Source organism: Saccharothrix algeriensis (assembly GCF_016907655.1).
In the GTDB taxonomy this organism is placed as follows: domain Bacteria; phylum Actinomycetota; class Actinomycetes; order Mycobacteriales; family Pseudonocardiaceae; genus Actinosynnema; species Actinosynnema algeriense.
In genome coordinates this window covers 3,084,300-3,100,955 of sequence record NZ_JAFBCL010000001.1, presented here as the reverse complement: position 1 = coordinate 3,100,955, position 16,656 = coordinate 3,084,300, and the positions used below count along the sequence as shown (strand labels likewise).

15 protein-coding genes are annotated in these 16,656 nt (G+C 73.1%); 10 read left to right on the top strand and 5 right to left on the bottom strand.

The annotated features are described in order from the left end of the window. The first annotated feature begins 2 nt into the window (after positions 1 to 2). Genes JOE68_RS14015 through JOE68_RS14005 form a run of 3 tightly spaced genes read left to right on the top strand, consistent with a single transcriptional unit; the run spans position 3 to position 1,407 of the window. Positions 3 to 329: a YbaB/EbfC family nucleoid-associated protein gene (locus tag JOE68_RS14015; protein ID WP_239563809.1), complete on the top strand. Its 327-nt coding sequence runs from the start codon at positions 3 to 5 to the stop codon at positions 327 to 329. Continuing rightward, complete coding sequence (gene recR / locus JOE68_RS14010; protein ID WP_204842786.1) at positions 329 to 922, top strand: recombination mediator RecR; 594 nt, start codon at positions 329 to 331, stop codon at positions 920 to 922. Before JOE68_RS14015 ends, recR begins: the two co-directional genes overlap by 1 nt. After that, positions 919 to 1,407 carry a uridine kinase family protein gene (locus JOE68_RS14005; protein ID WP_204842785.1) on the top strand — a complete coding sequence of 163 codons (489 nt, stop codon included), beginning with the start codon at positions 919 to 921 and terminating at the stop codon, positions 1,405 to 1,407. Before recR ends, JOE68_RS14005 begins: the two co-directional genes overlap by 4 nt. Positions 1,408 to 1,598: 191 nt before the next feature. Here JOE68_RS14005 and JOE68_RS14000 read toward each other — a convergent pair whose 3' ends face one another. After that, positions 1,599 to 4,856, bottom strand: coding sequence for an AfsR/SARP family transcriptional regulator (locus JOE68_RS14000; RefSeq protein WP_204842784.1), 3,258 nt, complete (start codon positions 4,854 to 4,856; stop codon positions 1,599 to 1,601). 231 nt (positions 4,857 to 5,087) lie between these two features. Between JOE68_RS14000 and JOE68_RS13995 the strand changes: the two genes are divergently transcribed. From JOE68_RS13995 to JOE68_RS13975, 5 genes are read left to right on the top strand one after another with little or no spacing between them, the layout of a single operon-like run. Beyond that, positions 5,088 to 6,770 (top strand): ABC transporter substrate-binding protein, encoded by a 1,683-nt coding sequence (locus JOE68_RS13995; RefSeq protein WP_204842783.1) that lies wholly within the window; start codon positions 5,088 to 5,090, stop codon positions 6,768 to 6,770. Between the two features lie 32 nt (positions 6,771 to 6,802). Continuing rightward, the gene (locus JOE68_RS13990) at positions 6,803 to 7,807 is read left to right on the top strand and encodes an ABC transporter permease (RefSeq protein ID WP_204842782.1); all 1,005 of its coding nucleotides are present in this window, start codon (positions 6,803 to 6,805) and stop codon (positions 7,805 to 7,807) included. Positions 7,808 to 7,812: 5 nt separating this feature from the next. Continuing rightward, a complete protein-coding gene (locus tag JOE68_RS13985) occupies positions 7,813 to 8,814 on the top strand; it encodes an ABC transporter permease (RefSeq protein ID WP_239562242.1) in 1,002 nt (333 codons plus the stop codon). 3 nt (positions 8,815 to 8,817) lie between these two features. After that, the gene (locus JOE68_RS13980) at positions 8,818 to 9,813 is read left to right on the top strand and encodes an ABC transporter ATP-binding protein (protein ID WP_204842781.1); all 996 of its coding nucleotides are present in this window, start codon (positions 8,818 to 8,820) and stop codon (positions 9,811 to 9,813) included. Positions 9,814 to 9,851: 38 nt separating this feature from the next. After that, on the top strand, positions 9,852 to 10,961 hold the full coding sequence (locus JOE68_RS13975; protein ID WP_204846092.1) for an ABC transporter ATP-binding protein: 1,110 nt from the start codon (positions 9,852 to 9,854) through the stop codon (positions 10,959 to 10,961). A 42-nt stretch (positions 10,962 to 11,003) separates the two neighbouring features. On the opposite strand, the gene JOE68_RS13970 is transcribed toward JOE68_RS13975, so the two are convergent. After that, positions 11,004 to 11,567: a TIGR03086 family metal-binding protein gene (locus tag JOE68_RS13970; protein ID WP_204842780.1), complete on the bottom strand. Its 564-nt coding sequence runs from the start codon at positions 11,565 to 11,567 to the stop codon at positions 11,004 to 11,006. Between the two features lie 74 nt (positions 11,568 to 11,641). Between JOE68_RS13970 and JOE68_RS13965 the strand changes: the two genes are divergently transcribed. Next, complete coding sequence (locus JOE68_RS13965; protein WP_204842779.1) at positions 11,642 to 12,244, top strand: TetR/AcrR family transcriptional regulator; 603 nt, start codon at positions 11,642 to 11,644, stop codon at positions 12,242 to 12,244. Between the two features lie 89 nt (positions 12,245 to 12,333). Here JOE68_RS13965 and leuA read toward each other — a convergent pair whose 3' ends face one another. After that, a complete protein-coding gene (leuA, locus tag JOE68_RS13960) occupies positions 12,334 to 14,127 on the bottom strand; it encodes a 2-isopropylmalate synthase (protein WP_204842778.1) in 1,794 nt (597 codons plus the stop codon). Positions 14,128 to 14,351: 224 nt separating this feature from the next. Between leuA and JOE68_RS13955 the strand changes: the two genes are divergently transcribed. Continuing rightward, positions 14,352 to 14,651, top strand: a complete 300-nt coding sequence (locus JOE68_RS13955) for a hypothetical protein (protein WP_204842777.1) — start codon at positions 14,352 to 14,354, stop codon at positions 14,649 to 14,651. A gap of 171 nt (positions 14,652 to 14,822) precedes the next feature. Here the strand turns inward: JOE68_RS13955 and JOE68_RS13950 are convergent, their stop codons facing one another. Continuing rightward, positions 14,823 to 15,398, bottom strand: a complete 576-nt coding sequence (locus JOE68_RS13950) for a nitroreductase family protein (protein ID WP_204842776.1) — start codon at positions 15,396 to 15,398, stop codon at positions 14,823 to 14,825. Beyond that, a complete protein-coding gene (locus tag JOE68_RS31815; RefSeq protein WP_275584722.1) occupies positions 15,398 to 16,600 on the bottom strand; it encodes a glycosyltransferase family protein in 1,203 nt (400 codons plus the stop codon). The genes JOE68_RS13950 and JOE68_RS31815 overlap by 1 nt, the downstream gene beginning before the upstream one ends. Positions 16,601 to 16,656 lie beyond the last annotated feature (56 nt).

The following is a 16,656-nucleotide window of genomic DNA, read 5'->3' as shown; positions in this document are numbered from 1 at the left end:
ACATGCAGCAGATCCTCCAGCAGGCGCAGAAGATGCAGCAGCAACTGGCCGCTGCCCAGCAGGAGCTGGCCGAAGCCGAGGTGACCGGCACGGCGGGCGGCGGGCTGGTGACCGCCGTGGTGTCCGGCGGCGGTGAGCTCAAGAGCCTGGACATCGACCCGAAGGCGGTCGACCCGGACGACGTCGAGACGCTGTCCGACCTGGTCGTCGCCGCCGTGCGGGACGCGAACCGCGCCGCGCAGGAGCTGGCGGCGCAGAAGATGGGCCCGCTGGCGTCCGGCATGGGCGGCATGGACGACCTGGGCGGCCTCGGCGGGCTGCTCGGCTGATGTACGAGGGGCCCGTCCAGGACCTGATCGACGAACTCGGCCGGTTGCCGGGCGTCGGTCCCAAGAGCGCGCAGCGCATCGCCTTCCACCTGCTCGCGGCGGACCCGGCCGACATCGGCCGGCTGCAGGACGCGCTGCAGAAGGTGAAGGACGGCGTGGTGTTCTGCGAGGTGTGCGGCAACGTCTCGGCCGAGACGACCTGCCGCATCTGCCGCGACCCGCGCCGCGACCCGAGCCTGATCTGCGTGGTCGAGGAGCCGAAGGACGTGCTGGCGGTGGAGCGGACCCGGGAGTTCCGGGGCCGCTACCACGTGCTGGGCGGAGCGCTGGACCCGCTGTCCGGGGTGGGCCCCGACCAGCTGCGCATCCGGCAGCTGCTCACGCGCATCGGCACCGACGTCGACGAGATCATCATCGCCACCGACCCGAACACCGAGGGCGAGGCGACCGCCACCTACCTGGTGCGGATGCTGCGCGACTTCCCCGGCCTGACCGTGACGCGGCTGGCCTCCGGCCTGCCGATGGGCGGCGACCTGGAGTTCGCGGACGAGCTGACCCTCGGCCGGGCGCTGTCCGGCCGGCGCAGCATGTGAGGCTGATCGCGGTCGACGGGCCGTCCGGGTCGGGCAAGTCGACCCACGCGGCGGCGCTGGCCGCCGAGCTGGGCGCGACCGTGGTGCCGACCGACCACTTCGCGACGTGGACCGACCCGGTGTCGTGGTGGCCGCGCCTGGTCACCGGCGTGCTGGAGCCGCTGTGGGCCGGGCGCGCGGGCTCCTACCGGCGCGTGGACTGGTCCGCGGGGTGGCCGCGCCCCGGCGACCTGGTGACCGTCGAGGTGCCCGAGGTGCTCGTCATCGAGGGCGTGTCGGCGGCCCGGCGGTCGATCGCGCCCCGGCTGGACGAGGCGGTCTGGGTGGAGCTGCCCGACGAGCGCGCGCGGCTGGAGCGGGCCGTCGCGCGCGACGGCGAGGCGAGCCGCGCGCACCTGGTGCGCTGGCAGGCGTTCGAGCGGGGCTGGTTCGCGGTCGACGGCACGCGGGAGCGGGCGGACCGCATCGTGACGGTGGAACCGTGACGGTCGAGCGTCGACCGATCGAGTGGTGACCGATCGAGTGGTGACCGATCGGGCGGTGGCCGATCGAGCGGTGACGGATCGAGCGGTGACCAGCCGGGCGTCGACCGGTCGGGCGGTGATCGGTCCGGCGGTGCCGCCCGGCCGGCGCGGCGCGTGCCGCCCGACCCGCGCGGACCGGGGCAGGTCGGCGCTCAGGGGGCCAGGGCGGCCCGGACCCCGGCCGCCTCGGGGCAGCCGATGGCGGTGAAGCACTCCAGGGCGGTCGTCCAGTAGGCGCGCGCGGTGGCGTGGTCGCCGGTGGTGGCGGCGGCATCGCCGGCCACGTGGGCGGCGCGCGCCTGCACGAAGCGCTGACCGGTGGAGCGGCTCAGCTCCAGCGAGCGCCGCGCGTGGTCCAGGGCCTCGGCCACGTCGCCCTGGTCCAGCCGCACCCGGCCCAGCAGGGCCAGCACCTCCACCTCGGCCAGGCGCAGCCGGTAGCGCACGGCGCTGTCCAGGGCCTGGCTCGCCGAGTACCGCGCCTCGTCCAGCCTGCCCGCCGCGCGGTGGGCCAGGGCCAGGCCGCGGCGGGCCGCGCAGATGCCCCACGGGTACCCCGTCTCCTCCGCGATGCGCAGCGCCTCGGTGTGCCGCTGCACCGCCTCCCCGTGCCGGCCGGTGCCGTGCAGCGCCTCGCCCAGCGCGTTCTTCGCGTCGCACACGCCCTTGAGGTTGCCCAGGTCCTCGGCGATGCCCAGCGCCCGCGACGCCTCGGAGATCGCGTCGGCGAACCGGCCCCGCATCACGTAGGTGTGCGCCAGGCCCTCGTGCGGGATGTGGGCGAAGCCCCGCGCGCTCGCCCGCTCGTACAGGTCGCCGGCCCGCTCGTAGAGCTGCGCCGCGCGCTCGGGCCTGCCCTGGAACAGGTGCACCTCCGCCAGCGCGCGGTAGCTGTCGGCCTGGGTGATCCACACGCCCAGGCGGTTGCCCACGTCGAGCGAGCCCTCGAACGACGACACCGCGCGGTCCAGCTGGCCCAGCTGCAGGTAGACGCCGCCGAGGTTGAGCAGCGCGATGCCCTCCTGCTGCAGCGCGCCGATGCCGCGCGTGATCACCAGCGCCCGCTCCAGGCACTCGGCGGCCTGCTCCAGCTCGCCCAGGTCGATGTAGACGCCGCCCAGGTTCGCCAGCACCGCGGCCTCGGCGGCGGGCGCGGCGCCGGTGCGGCGCTGGATCGGGATGGCGCGGCGGAAGTAGTCGACGGCCACCCGGTGCTGGCCGATCGCCCAGTACAGCACCCCCAGCGACGACAGCATCGCCACCTCGCCGACCGGGTCGCCGATCTGCTGCGCCACCGACAGGCCGGCCTTCGCCGTGGCCAGCCACTCGACCGGCAGGCCCTGGGCGTAGAAGTAGCGGCGCAGCGCGTCGGCCAGCTGCCAGGTGTCGCTGTCGGGCTGGCGGTCCGACGAGTGCAGCACCAGCGCGACCAGGTTCGCGCGCTCGGCGTCGAGCCAGGCCAGCGCCTCGGCCGGGGTGGCGAACAGGCGCGGCGCGACGCCGGAGTCCACCGCGTCGCGCGGCAGCCGCATCAGGGTCGCCTTGACCGTGTCCGTCGCGTTGTCCACCGAGCGGATCGACCAGTCCAGCAGCCGGCGGTGGGCCTGCGCGCACTCCGCCGGGTCGTCCTCGACCGCCAGCCGCTCGGCCGCGTAGTCGCGCAGCAGGTCGTGGAACTGGTAGCGGCCGGGCGCGTGGTTGTCGACCAGGTTCGCCGTCGCCAGCCGGTCCAGCCGCCGCCGCGCGTCCTGCGTGGTCAGCCCGCCCAGCGCCGCCGCCAGGTCCGGCGTGATGTCGCCGGGCGCGAGGCTGAGCAGCCGGAACAGCGAGGCCAGCTCGGGCTTGAGCGCGGTGTAGGACAGGTCGAACGCCGCGTGCACGGCAGCCCGCTCGTCGCCCTCCACGGCCAGCGCCGCCAGCCGGTTGCCCGCCCGCAGCTCCTCGACGTAGGACGCGATGGTGGTCTCCGGCCGCGACAGCAGGTTCGCCGCCGCGATCCGCAGCGCCAGCGGCAGGTGCGCGCACAGCTCGGCGAGCTCGTCGGCCGCCTCCGCCTGCGCGGCCACCACGTCCGCGCCGAGCATCCCGGCCAGCAGCGCCCTGGTCTCCTCGGCGTCGAGCACGTCCAGCCGCACGTTGGACGCCGCGTGGCTGACCGCCAGCCCGCGCAGGGTGTCCCGGCTGGTCACCAGCACCGCGCAACCGGGCGAGCCGGGCAGCAGCGGCCGGATCTGCTCGGCGCTGGCCGCGTTGTCCAGCACCAGCAGCACCTGCTGGTCGGTCAGCCGGGACCGGAACATCGCCTCCTGCTCGTCCTGGTCCAGCGGCACCGACTCCGGCGGCACGCCCTGCGCCCGCAGGAACCGCGGCAGCACGTCCACCGCCTTGAGCGGCGGGCCCTGGGCGTAGCCGCGCAGGTTCACGTAGAGCTGCCCGTCCGGGAAGTGCTGCCGCATCCGGTGCGCCGCGTGCACGGCCAGCGCCGTCTTCCCCACGCCCGGCGGGCCCGCGAGCGTCACCACCGGCACGCCCTGCGCGGTCCGCAGCAGCGCCTCGATCAGCTCGACGGCCTGCTCGCGCCCCACGAAGTCGCCGATGTCGGCGGGCAGCTGCGAGGGCACGACCCGGTCCCGCCGGGCCGGCGCGGGCGAGCCCACGGCCGGCGCCGGCGCGCCGCTGAGCACCTGCTGGTGCACGCGCCGCAGCTCGTCGCCGGGGTCGATGCCCAGCTCGTCCGCCAGCAGCCCGCTGACCCGGCGGTACGCGCCCAGCGCGTCGGCCTGCCGCCCGGACCGGCACAGCGCCACCATCAGCTGCGACCACAGCCGCTCCCGCAGCGGGTGCTCGCTGGTCAGCCGGTACAGCTCGGGGATCAGCTCGGCGTGGCGCCCCAGTTCGAGGTCGACCTCGACGCGCCGCTCCTCCGCGTGCAGCCGGCGCTCGCCCAGCCGCGGGACCTCGTCGCGGTGCAGCACCTCCGACGGCACGTCCACCATCGCCGGGCCGCGCCACAGCGCCAGGGCGGCGGTGAACAGCGCCGACGCGGGCTCCAGCCGGCCCGCCGCGCGCTCCTGCTCGCCCTCCTCGACCAGCTGCTCGAAGCGGACGACGTCGATGGTCCGCTCGTCCACGTCGATCAGGTAGGCGTCGGGCGCCGTGCGGATGGGCACCGCGGGCCCGAGGACCTGCCGCAACCTCATGACGTAGGTCTGGAGCGTGCCGCGGGCCCGCGCGGGGGGATCGGCGCCCCAGACGTGCTCGGCCAGCTCGTCCACCGACACGCCCGACCCGGGCCGCATCAGCAGCGACACCAGCAGGGCGCGCTGCCGACCCGCGCGGACGACCACCGGCTCGCCGTCGACGAGCACCTGCAGCGGCCCGAGGACGCGGAACTCGACCCGGTGGCCCACCCCCGACCTCCCCTCGCGCGCGTGCGGGTTTGCTGTTGTCCGTTGTACAGCGTAGGAGGGCGTTTGCCCGTCGAGTCGTCGTCACGTTGGGTCAGCGAACGTGCGCCGGAAGTACGAGAATGCCCATTCACGTGGCCGTATTGTGACCTGGGTTACCTCTGAAGGGTTGTGGTGACGGGTTAGGGTCCCTGACCACACCGTGAGATCCCGGATTTCCACTAGGGGTGTTTGATGGCTCATTCCCGAACGGCCCGGCGCCGCTGGACGGCCGCGATCGGCCTGACCGGCGTCGCCGCGCTCGCACTGTCCGCCTGCGCGCAATCCGACCGGGACGGCGAATCCGGGTCCGGCAAGGAAGGCGGCACCCTGACCTTCGGCGCGGCGGGCGCCCCCAAGGGGTTCGACCCGTTCTACGCCACCGACGGCGAGACCTTCCGCGTGTCCCGCCAGATGTACGAGGGCCTCGTCGGCTTCAAGCCCGGCAGCGCCGAGGTCGAGCCCGCGCTCGCCACCAAGTGGGAGTCGTCGGCCGACGGGAAGACGTGGACGTTCACACTCAAGGAAAATGTGAAATTCCACGACGGGACTCCGTTCAACGCTGAAGCGGTGTGCTTCAACTTCAACCGCTGGTACAACCAGACCGGCGCCGGCCAGAGCGAAGCGGTTTCGCAGTACTGGTTGGACAACTTCGGCGGCTTCGCCACCACCCCGGACAAGCCGTCGCTGTTCAAGTCGTGCGCGGTCCAGGACCCGAAGACCGCGGTGGTCGAGCTGACCAGTGCGACTTCGCAGTTCCCCTCCGTGCTGGGCTTCACGTCGTTCTCGATCTCCAGCCCCGAGGCGCTGAAGAAGTACGAGGCGGACAAGGTCACGCAGGTCGGCGAGAGCATCACCTACCCGGCCTACGCCAACGAGCACCCGACCGGCACCGGCCCGTTCAAGTTCGGCAAGTACGACAAGGCCAACAACGTCGTCGAGCTCGTCCGCAACGACGACTACCACGGCACCAAGGCCAAGCTGGACAAGGTCGTCTTCCGGATCATCCCGGACGAGACCGCCCGCAAGCAGGCGCTCAAGGCCGGCGACATCGACGGCTACGACCTGCCCAACGCCGCCGACTGGGCCGGCCTGCGGTCCGACGGGTTCGACGTCAAGGTGCGCCCGGCGTTCAACGTGCTGTACCTGGGCATCAACCAGCTCAACAACCCCAAGCTCCAGGACCTCAAGGTCCGCCAGGCGCTGATGCACGCGATCAACCGCGACCAGCTGGTCAAGTCGCAGCTCCCGGAGGGCGCCGCGGTCGCCACCCAGTTCATGCCGCCGCTGGTCGACGGGTACAACAAGTCGCTGACCGCGGCGCCGTACGACGTCGAGAAGGCCAAGGCGCTGCTGGCCGAGGCCGGCGCGACCGGCCTGAGCCTGAAGTTCTACTGGCCCACCGAGGTCACCCGGCCCTACATGCCGAGCCCGAAGGACCTCTACGGCGCGATCGCGGGCGACCTGGAGAAGGCGGGCTTCACGCTGGAGGCCGTGAGCAAGCCGTGGAACGGCGGCTACCTGACCGACGTCGACCAGGGCGCCCCGGACCTGTTCATGCTCGGCTGGACCGGTGACAACGGCACCGCGCACAACTGGATCGGCACGTTCTTCGGCCGCACCGACAACCGGTTCAACACCGGCAAGGCGCCGTGGGGCGGGGAACTGGCCGACAAGCTGGCCGCGGCCAACGCCGAGCCGGACGCGGGCAAGCGCACCGCGCTGTACGAGGACCTGAACAAGAAGATCATGGAGGAGTACCTGCCGGCCGTGCCGCTGTCGCACTCCCCGCCGGCGCTGGTCTTCAAGAAGGAGGTCCAGGGCGTCACGCCCAGCCCGCTGACCGACGAGCGGTTCGGCTCGGCCACCAAGGGCTGACCCCCTGCGGATAGAGACGACTGGGTAGCCCCATGCTCCGCTACACGATCCGACGGCTCGTCCAGCTGGTCGGCGTGGTGCTGGTGCTGTCCCTGCTGCTCTTCGCGTGGTTGCGCGCTCTCCCGGGAGGACCGGTCTCGGCCCTCCTGGGGGAGCGCTCCACGCCCGAGTCGCGGGCGGCCCTCACCAAGCAGCTCGGCCTGGACCAGCCGATCTTCGTGCAGTACTTCAAGTTCCTGGGCCGGGCCTTCTCCGGCGACTTCGGCGTCTCCATCGGCGTCCAGCCCGGCGACTCGGCGATGGAGATCTTCCTCCAGCGGTTCCCGGCCACCATCGAGCTCAGCTTCCTGGCGATCGTGATCGCGATCGCGTTCGGCATCCCGCTGGGGTACCTGGCGGCCAAGCGGCGCGGGGGCTGGTTCGACAACCTCAGCGTCGGCGGTTCGCTGATCGGCGTCGCCGTCCCGGTGTTCTTCCTGGCCTACGTGCTCAAGGACGTGCTGTCCTCCGCGCTGGGCCTGCCGACGGAGGGCAGGCAGGACGCGATCAACGCGACCCGCGTGACCGGGTTCTTCGTGCTCGACGGCGTGATCACGCAGGAGTGGGACGCGGCGCTCAACGCGCTGGAGCACCTGGTGCTGCCCGCGGTCGCGCTGTCCACCATCCCGTTCGCGGTGGTCTTCCGCATCACCCGCGCGGCCGTCCTGGACGTGCTGGACGAGGACTTCGTGCGCACGGCCGAGTCCAAGGGCCTCACCACCCCGGTCATCCGGCGGCGGCACGTGCTGCGCAACGCGATGCTCCCGGTGGTGACCACGATCGGCCTCCAGACCGGCGCGCTGCTCGCGGGGGCGGTGCTCACCGAGAAGGTGTTCTCGTTCGCGGGCGTCGGGCAGGCGCTGGCGATCGGGTTCGAGCGGCGGGACTACCCGGTCCTGCTGCTGCTGATCATCATGGCCACGATCGTCTACGTGGTGGTCAACCTCCTGGTCGACCTCTCGTACGCGCTCATCGACCCGCGGATCAGGACGAGGTAGCCGCGATGGTCACACCCACCCAAGAGAACCCGCCCGAGCCGGGCGGGGCCTCCGCCGGGGGCGGTCCGGCCGGGAAGCTCGGGCAGCGCCGGAAGGACCGCATCGACGCCCTGGCGGCGACGGCCGACTCCGACGCGGGCACCAGCCTCGCCGCGAGCGCGTGGCGGCGGCTGCGGCGCAGCCCGATGTTCCTCACCGGCGCGGTCATCATCGGGCTGTTCGTGCTGGTGTCGCTGCTGGCGCCGTGGCTGGCGCCGCACGACCCGTCCGAACCGATGCTGATCGACCAGGTCGTCAAGGCGCGCAACGAGATCCCGCCCGCGCAGCCGGGGCACGTCCTCGGCGGGGACCTCCAGGGCCGGGACTTCTTCTCCCGCCTGCTGGTCGGCTCGCAGCAGACGCTGATCGTGGGCGTGCTGGCCACCCTGATCGGGCTGGCCGGCGGGCTGACGCTGGGCACGCTGGCCGGCGCGTTCGGCGGCTGGGTCGACTCGGTCGTCATGCGGCTGGTCGACGTCATGCTGTCGCTGCCGAGCCTGCTGCTGGCGTTCAGCATCAGCGCGATGTTCGCGCGCCCCAACCAGTACACCGTGATCATCGCGGTGGCGGTGGTGCAGATACCGGTGTTCGCCCGGCTGCTGCGCGGGTCGATGCTGGCGCAGCGGCACAGCGACCACGTGCTGGCGGCGACCGCGCTGGGCGTCAAGCCGGGCGCGATCGTGTTCCGGCACATGCTGCCCAACTCGCTGGGCCCGGTGATCGTGCAGTCCACGCTGGTGCTGGCCACGGCGATCATCGACGCGGCGGCGCTGTCGTTCCTCGGCCTGGGCAACCCGGACGACCGGGTCCCGGAGTGGGGCCAGATGCTGGGCGACGTGCAGAACGTGTTCGACACGCACCCGCACCTGGCGTTCTGGCCCGCGGGCTGCATCATCGTGGTGGCGCTGGGCTTCACGCTCATGGGCGAGACCCTGCGCGAGGCCCTCGACCCCAAGAGCAGGCGGTGAGTCATGGCGTTGCTGGAAGTGCGTGACCTCACCGTGGTTTTCGAGCGCAAGGGGGAGCAGCCCTTCACCGCCGTCGACCACGTGAGCTTCGACGTCGAGCCCGGCCAGACCGTCGGGCTGGTCGGCGAGTCGGGGTGCGGCAAGTCCGTGACCTCGCTGGCGATCATGGGCCTGCTGCCCCGGCGCGGCGCGCGCGTGACCGGGTCGGTGGGGTACGAGGGCACCAACCTGCTGTCCCTGTCGGACAAGGAGATGCGCGACCGCCGCGGCCGGGACCTCGGCATGGTGTTCCAGGACCCGCTGTCCTCGCTGAACCCGGTCATCCCGATCGGCCTGCAGGTGACGGAGGTGCTGGAGCGCCACCGGGACATGGCGCGCAAGAAGGCGATGGTGGAGGCGACCGACCTGCTGGACAAGGTCGGCATCCCCGACCCGCGCCGGCGGCTGGCCGAGTACCCGCACCAGCTCTCCGGCGGGATGCGGCAGCGCGCGCTGATCGCCATGGCGCTGGCCTGTCGGCCGCGGCTGCTGATCGCGGACGAGCCGACCACCGCGCTGGACGTGACGATCCAGGCGCAGATCCTGGCCCTGCTCAAGGAACTCGTGCAGGACCTGGGCACCGCGCTGGTGATGATCACGCACGACCTCGGCGTGGTCGCCGGGCTGTGCGACGAGGTCAACGTCCTGTACGGCGGCCGGGTCGTGGAGAAGGCGCAGCGGCACCCGCTGTTCGCCTCGCCGCGCCACCCCTACACGCACGGGCTGCTGGCCTCCATCCCGCGCCTGGACGCGCCGCGCGGCGAGAAGCTGTCGCCGATCGAGGGCTCGGTGGCGGACAACATCCCGTGGGACCGCGGGTGCGCCTTCGCGCCGCGGTGCCCGAACGCGCTGGACGTGTGCGTCCGGGTGACGCCCGCGCAGGAGGACATCGGCGGTGGCAGGCTGCTGCGCTGCCACAACCCGGTGCGCCCCGAGGTGACCGAGGAGGTGACGGCGTGACCGAGCGCAGCGGTGCGGGGCCGGCTCCCGCGACGCCGGTGTCCACTGTGGACGACCTGGTGGCGGTGGAGGGCATCGAGGTGCACTTCCCGATCAAGCGGGGCGTCCTGCTGGACCGGACGGTCGGGCACGTCTACGCCGTGGACGGGGTGGACCTGGCCGTCCGGCGCGGCGAGACCTACGGGCTGGTCGGCGAGTCCGGCTGCGGCAAGTCCACCCTCGGGCGGGCGGTCCTGCGGCTGACCGAGCCGACGGCGGGCCGGGTCGTGTTCGACGGCACGGACCTGTCCACGCTCAAGGGCGAGTCGCTGCGCACCATGCGGCGGCGGATGCAGATGGTGTTCCAGGACCCCATGTCGTCGCTGGACCCGCGGCAGTCGGTGGAGTCGATCCTGGTCGAGGGCCTGCGGGCGCACGGGCTGGACAGGGGCAAGGAGTCGACCGGCCGGCGGCTGCGCGAGCTGCTGACGGCGGTCGGCCTGCCGTCGACGGCGCTGCGCAAGTACCCGCACGAGTTCTCCGGCGGGCAGCGCCAGCGCATCGGCATCGCCCGCGCGCTGGCGGTGGAACCGGACCTGATCATCGCCGACGAGCCGGTGTCCGCGCTGGACGTGTCGGTGCAGGCGCAGGTGGTGAACCTGCTGGAGGAGCTGCAGGACGGCTTCGGGCTCACCTACCTGGTGATCGCGCACGACCTGGCCGTGGTCCGGCACATCTCCGACCGGGTGGGCGTGATGTACCTGGGCGGCCTGGTGGAGGAGGCGACCTCGGACGACCTCTACGCCGAGCCGCTGCACCCCTACACCAGGGCGCTGCTGTCGGCGATCCCGGTGCCGGACCCGGTGGCGGAGGACCGGCGGGAGCGCATCCTGCTCAAGGGCGACCTGCCCTCGCCCGCGAACCCGCCGACCGGCTGCCGCTTCCACACCCGCTGCCCGTGGAAGCAGGGGACGAGGTGCTCCACCGAGCGGCCGGCGCTGCGCGAGGTGCTGCCCGGCCACAAGGTGGCCTGCCACTGGGCGGAGGACATCCGCTCGGGCCGGATCCGGCCGCACGAGGTCGACGCCGTGCTGGTGGAGGAGGGCGGCATCTCGCCGGACGTCCCCCTCGTCGGCCCGGCCTCGGTGACCGAGGCGCTCAACCCGTGACCCGGGCGGGGGCGCCGCCGCCGGCCGCGCCCCCGCGCCGGGTCACGCCCGCCAGTCGGGCGAGCGGCCGAGCAGCGCCACCAGCCGGTCGGTGATCGGGGCGTCCTCGGCCACCGCCACCGGCGGCCCGAACGGCGCGCCGGGCCCCCGCACGTCCGGCGTGGTCGGGTACCGGGCGGCCACCCGGTAGGCCGCGTGCGCGAGGTCGTCGTCCAGCGCGCTGTCGACGCCCAGCGCCCGCCGCACGTCCCACGAGTGCACCAGGTTGTCGATGAAGTGCGCGCCGACCAGGACGCGCCCCGGCTGCGTGCCGAAGTTCAGGAACTCGGCGCCGCGGTCGAGGAACCCGTCGGCCCGGAACGCCGCCACGACCAGGTCGTTCGCCATCGAGTAGGCCACCACCGGGTCGTCGTCGGGCCACGGGCGGCGCTGCCCGTCCCGGGCGCGCGCGTCGTAGTCGAGCGCCACCTCCACCTGGTGGCGCAGCAGGTCCCGGACGGTCCAGCCCGCGCAGGGCGTGGCGAGGTCGAAGTCGGCCGGCCGCAGCCGGGCGAGCAGCGCCCGGTGGTCGTCGATCGCGGCGCGGTGCAGGTCCAGCAGGTCCACGAGGCCCCCTCAAGAAGTTGTACGAACGATCGTACAGTTAGTTGGGGTGGGGTCAAGGGGTTAGCGTGGGCGCCGTGAAGGTCGACGGTCGGGTGGAGCGGGGCGAGCAGACGCGGCGGCAGATCCTGCTGCGCGCGGCCGGCATCGCGTCGGTGGAGGGGCTGGAGGGGCTGTCCATCGGTCGGCTGGCGGCCGAGCTGGAGATCAGCAAGAGCGGCGTGTTCGCGCACTTCGGGTCCAAGGAGGAGCTGCAGCTGGCCACCGTCCGGGCCGCGGCGAAGATCTTCCTCACCGAGGTGGTGGAGCCGGCGTCGGCCGAGCCGCCCGGCCTGGCGCGCCTGGAACGCCTGCTCACCGGCTGGCTGGACTACTCCCAGCGCCGCACGTTCCCCGGCGGGTGCTTCTTCTACGCCGTGCAGGCCGAGTTCGGCGCCCGGCCCGGCCGCGTGCGCGACACCGTCGCCGAGTGCGCGCGGGGCTGGGACGACCTGGTCACCGCGACCGTCCGCGACGTCCCGGACCTCGCGGTCGACCCCGGCCAGCTGGCGTTCGAGCTGATCTCCTACCTGGACCTGGCCAACGCGCGGTCCGTCCTGCACGACGACCCCGACGCCTACGCCCGCGCGCGCACGGCGGTCCGCGCCGCCCTGGACCGCGCCACCCGGCCGGCGCGCTGAACACCGCCGCTGAACACCGCCGCTGGAAGACGCCGCTGCTGAACGCCGCTGCGGCCACCCGCGCCTGCGGGTGGCCGCAGCGCGGACGCCTAGCGGTGGGCCCGGTTCAGGGCGGAGACCACGGCGCGCAACGACGCCGACACCGTGGAGGAGTCGATCCCCACGCCCCACAGCACCCGGTCGCCCACCGCGCACTCCAGGTACGCCGCCGCGCGGGCGTCGTCGCCCGACGACATCGCGTGCTCGGAGTAGTCCAGCACCCGCACGTCGTAGCCGACGGTGGCCAGGGCGTCCACGAACGCCGCGATCGGGCCGTTGCCGCCGCCGGTGACCTCCGTCGTCTCGCCGTCGACCACCAGCACGGCCTTGATCGTCTCGTGGCCGCTGCCGTCGCCGGAGACCTTCTGGCGCACCAGCTTCAGCGGCGCGGCGCCGTCCAGGTACTCCGTCGCGAACGAGTCCCACATGTCCTTCGGCGAGATCTCGCCGCCGTGGGTGTCGGTGACCTCCTGGACGACCCGCGAGAACTCGACCTGGAGCCGGCGCGGCAGGTCCAGGTGGTGCTCGGTCTTCATCAGGTACGCCACGCCGCCCTTGCCGGACTGCGAGTTGACCCGGATCACGGCCTCGTAGTTGCGGCCCACGTCCTTGGGGTCGATCGGCAGGTACGGGACTTCCCACGGGAACTCGTCCACGTGCCTGCCCGCGTCCTTGGCGGCGTCCTCCAGGGCCTCGAAGCCCTTCTTGATCGCGTCCTGGTGGGAGCCGGAGAAGGCGGTGAACACCAGGTCGCCGCCGTACGGGTGGCGCTCGGCGACCGGCAGCTGGTTGCAGTACTCGACCGTGCGGCGGATCTCGTCGATGTCGGAGAAGTCGATCTGCGGGTCGACGCCCTGGCCGAGCATGTTCAGGCCCAGCGTCACCAGGCAGACGTTGCCGGTGCGCTCGCCGTTGCCGAACAGGCAGCCCTCGATGCGGTCCGCGCCCGCCAGGTAGCCCAGCTCGGCGGCGGCCACGCCGGTGCCCCGGTCGTTGTGCGGGTGCAGCGACAGGATGATCGAGTCGCGGCGGGCCAGGTTGCGCGACATCCACTCGATCGAGTCGGCGTACACGTTCGGGGTGGCCATCTCGACGGTCGCCGGCAGGTTGATGATCAGCGGCTTGTCCGGCGTCGGCGCGATGACCGCGGAGACCGCGTCGCACACCTCCAGCGCGTAGGCCAGCTCGGTGCCGGTGTAGGACTCGGGGGAGTACTCGTAGCGGAAGTCCGTCTCCGGGTACTTCTTCGCCTCCTCCAGGGCGAACGCGGCGGCCTCCGTGGCGATCCGCTTGATGCCCTCGCGGTCGGACCTGAACACCACGCGGCGCTGGAGGATCGACGTCGAGTTGTAGAAGTGCACGATCGCCCGGCCCGCGCCGCGCAGCGCCTCGAAGGTGCGGGCGATCAGCTCGGGGCGGCACTGCGTCAGCACCTGGATGGTGACGTCCGGCGGGATCGCGCCGTCCTCGACGATCTCGCGGACGAAGTCGAAGTCGGTCTGCGAGGCGGCCGGGAAGCCCACCTCGATCTCCTTGTAGCCCATGCGCACCAGCAGGTCGAACATCTTGCGCTTGCGGGCCGGGGACATCGGGTCGATCAGCGCCTGGTTGCCGTCCCGCAGGTCCACCGCGCACCACAGCGGGGCCCGGGTGATCCGCTTGGCGGGCCACGTGCGGTCGGGCAGGTCCACGGTCTCCACCAGCTCGTGGAACGGCCGGTAGCGGTGGACGGGCATCGAGGTGCCGAGCTGGGGGTTCCAGCCGGGCTGGTCCTGCGGCGCGGGGCGGGCCGGGGGGCGGATGCGGCTGGCGCCCGAGGTGTACGCGTCGGGTGAGGTCGTCATGGCTGGGGGGCTCCTGCTGGCCGGGGGGGTGACGACCGGCGGCAGCGCTCGGACCCGCGACGGGGGGCCGGTCTGATCAGACCCCGTCACGGCGGCGAAGCAGGAGGGCGCGTGCCACGTCGACAGCCTAACCGGAGACCGGTCCGGGGTGGAACTGAGCGCCCAGATGGTGGAACTTCACCCGGTCGAGTTTCACTCGTCCGTGGCTAGGGCACGTAATAGCCATGTCCAGATGGCGAACCTCAACGCGCAGCGGCGGCTTCACGGCCGCGCGGGTGATCAGCGGCGTCGGCGTCGTGTTCGCGCTCATCGAGGTCCTCTACATCCTGATGATCCTCTTCGGGGCGAACCAGGCCAACGCGTTCTTCCGCTTCGTCCAACAACTGGCCGAGCCCCTGGCGCTGTTCTTCCCGGGCCTGTTCCAGCTGGACGACGCGAATCTCGGCGTGATCGTCAACTACGGCCTGGCCGCGGTGTTCTGGCTGGTCGTGACCGGTGTGCTGGCCCGCGCGGTGGCCAGGTGACAGCACCGCCCGGCCGCCGCGGCGCGGCCGGCGGGACGAGCGCGCCCGCGCATCGGCGGACCGCGCCGGGATTTCCGCAGTCGAAGGTCTCCACCGAGGGAAATGGGTCACGACCGGCCGGCGCCACCCGCACGGGTGCGCCGGCCGGTCGTGGTCACGGGCATTTCCGGATCAGTTCCGCTCGTCGAAGGCGCTGCGCCCCCAACTCCCGGTGAACACCGTTTCGCCCAGCGGTTTGCGCTTGCGCTCCTGCTGCTCGCGCTCCCGCAGGTCGTCGGGCAGCAGCGAGGGGTCGCCGAGCGAGCCCACCGCCACCACGACCACGGGCACCGCGTCCTCGGGCAGCCCGAAGACCTCCGCCGCCGCGGCGTGGTCGAACCCGCCCATCTGGTGCGTGACCAGGCCCAGGTCCACTGCCTGGAGGGTCAGGTTCGCCACCGCCAGCCCGAGGCCGTACTCGGTGTTGGGCACCGGTCCGCGCTCGTCGGCGGTGACCCGGACGCCCAGCAGCAGCGCGGACGCGCGCCCGGCCCACAGCTGGTTGCCCGGTTTGAGAGTGTCGAAGATCCGGCGGAAGGTCTCGTCGCCGCGGTAGCCGAGGACGAACCGCGCGGGTTGGGTGTTGCCGTGCGAGGGCGCCCACCGGGCGGCCTCCAGCAGCTGCCGGGCGACCGGGGGGTCGAGCACGGCGTCGGGGTCGAAGGCGCGGGGGCTCCAGCGCCGGGCGATGATCGGGTGAGTTTCCATCAGATCGCATACTGCCAAGCCGTGACGGCGTACGCCCCGAACCACGCGCTGAACACTACGACTCCCAGCAGCACGCCGACCGCGGTGCCGGTCCGCCGCCGGGCCAGCGCCAGCGCCGCGGGAATCAGCAGGGTGAACGCGGGCAGCAGCAGCCGGGCCTTGGAGTTCATCAGCCCGTTGGACCCCAGGTCCATCACCAGCACGCCCAGGCCGTACACGACCAGCGGCAGCTCCAGCCGCCGCCGGACGCTCAGCGCCACCAGCGCGATGGCCGCCACCAGGAACCACACCGTCGCCAGCTCCAGCACCGAGCGCGGGTCGCCCAGCACCAGCAGCGCGAACCGCCAGGTCGCCGCGCCGCCGTCGAACCGGGAGTCCCAGCCGCGCTGCTGCACGGCGAACCACCCGTCCCACTGGCCGGTGCGCAGCGCCACGTACCCGAGGTAGCCGAGCAGGCCCAGCGGGGCGATCGCCGCGCCGACCCACGGCCGCGCCCCGTCCCGGCGGGCGAGGATCGCCACCAGCGCCGCCGCGCACACCGCGAGGACCAGCGCCGCCGCCGTCGGCCGCACCAGGCCCGCCGCCGCGCAGCACACCCCGGCCAGGACCCAGCGCCGCTCCACCACGCCCACCAGCGACCACGCGGCCAGCGCGCAGAACGTCGCCTCCGAGTAGGTCATCGACAGCACCACGGCCATCGGCGAGGCCGCGAACAGCACGACCAGGACCAGGCCCGCCCGCCGCGAGCCGCCGGCCACCCGGCTGCCGAGCCGGTGCAGGCCGTAGGCGCAGAACACCCCGCTGACCGCGCTGACCGCGAACGCCGCGTCCACCGCGTCGACCCACGGCAGCCCGTCCACCCACCGCACCAGGGCCGGGTAGCCGGGGAAGAACGCGAGGGGCGTCTCCGCGGTCCGCCGGGAGAACGCGTCCACCAGCCCCGGCGGCACGTTCGCGTAGCCGCCCTCGGCGATGCCCAGGAACCACTGCCCGTCCCACGAGGTCAACGCGCGCGTGACGTCCTTGTCCCAGCGCGCGGCCATCAGCGCCAGCACCAGCAGCCCCACCTCGCGCACCGCCAGGTAGAGCACGCCGGGCGCCAGGGCGAGCGCCACCCGGCGCCCGGCCGCGTGCGCCGGCCGCCCCCGCACCGACCCCGGCGCGTCCTCCGGCTCCACGTGAACGGCCTCCGCGGTTGACACGGACACGAGGGTAGTGCCCGTCACGGTGGCCGTCCTCCGCTCCCCGGGCCGGGTAG

Excerpts from the sequence above, each read along its gene's own strand:
- JOE68_RS13980 (WP_204842781.1), top strand. The coding sequence starts at position 8,818 with ATGGCGTTGCTGGAAGTGCGTGACCTCACCGTGGTTTTCGAGCGCAAG.
- JOE68_RS13985 (WP_239562242.1), top strand. The coding sequence starts at position 7,813 with ATGGTCACACCCACCCAAGAGAACCCGCCCGAGCCGGGCGGGGCCTCC.
- JOE68_RS13955 (WP_204842777.1), top strand. The coding sequence starts at position 14,352 with ATGTCCAGATGGCGAACCTCAACGCGCAGCGGCGGCTTCACGGCCGCG.
- JOE68_RS13990 (WP_204842782.1), top strand. The coding sequence starts at position 6,803 with ATGCTCCGCTACACGATCCGACGGCTCGTCCAGCTGGTCGGCGTGGTG.
- JOE68_RS13950 (WP_204842776.1), bottom strand. The coding sequence starts at position 15,398 with ATGGAAACTCACCCGATCATCGCCCGGCGCTGGAGCCCCCGCGCCTTC.
- JOE68_RS13995 (WP_204842783.1), top strand. The coding sequence starts at position 5,088 with ATGGCTCATTCCCGAACGGCCCGGCGCCGCTGGACGGCCGCGATCGGC.
- leuA (WP_204842778.1), bottom strand. The coding sequence starts at position 14,127 with ATGACGACCTCACCCGACGCGTACACCTCGGGCGCCAGCCGCATCCGC.
- JOE68_RS14015 (WP_239563809.1), top strand. The coding sequence starts at position 3 with ATGCAGCAGATCCTCCAGCAGGCGCAGAAGATGCAGCAGCAACTGGCC.
- recR (WP_204842786.1), top strand. The coding sequence starts at position 329 with ATGTACGAGGGGCCCGTCCAGGACCTGATCGACGAACTCGGCCGGTTG.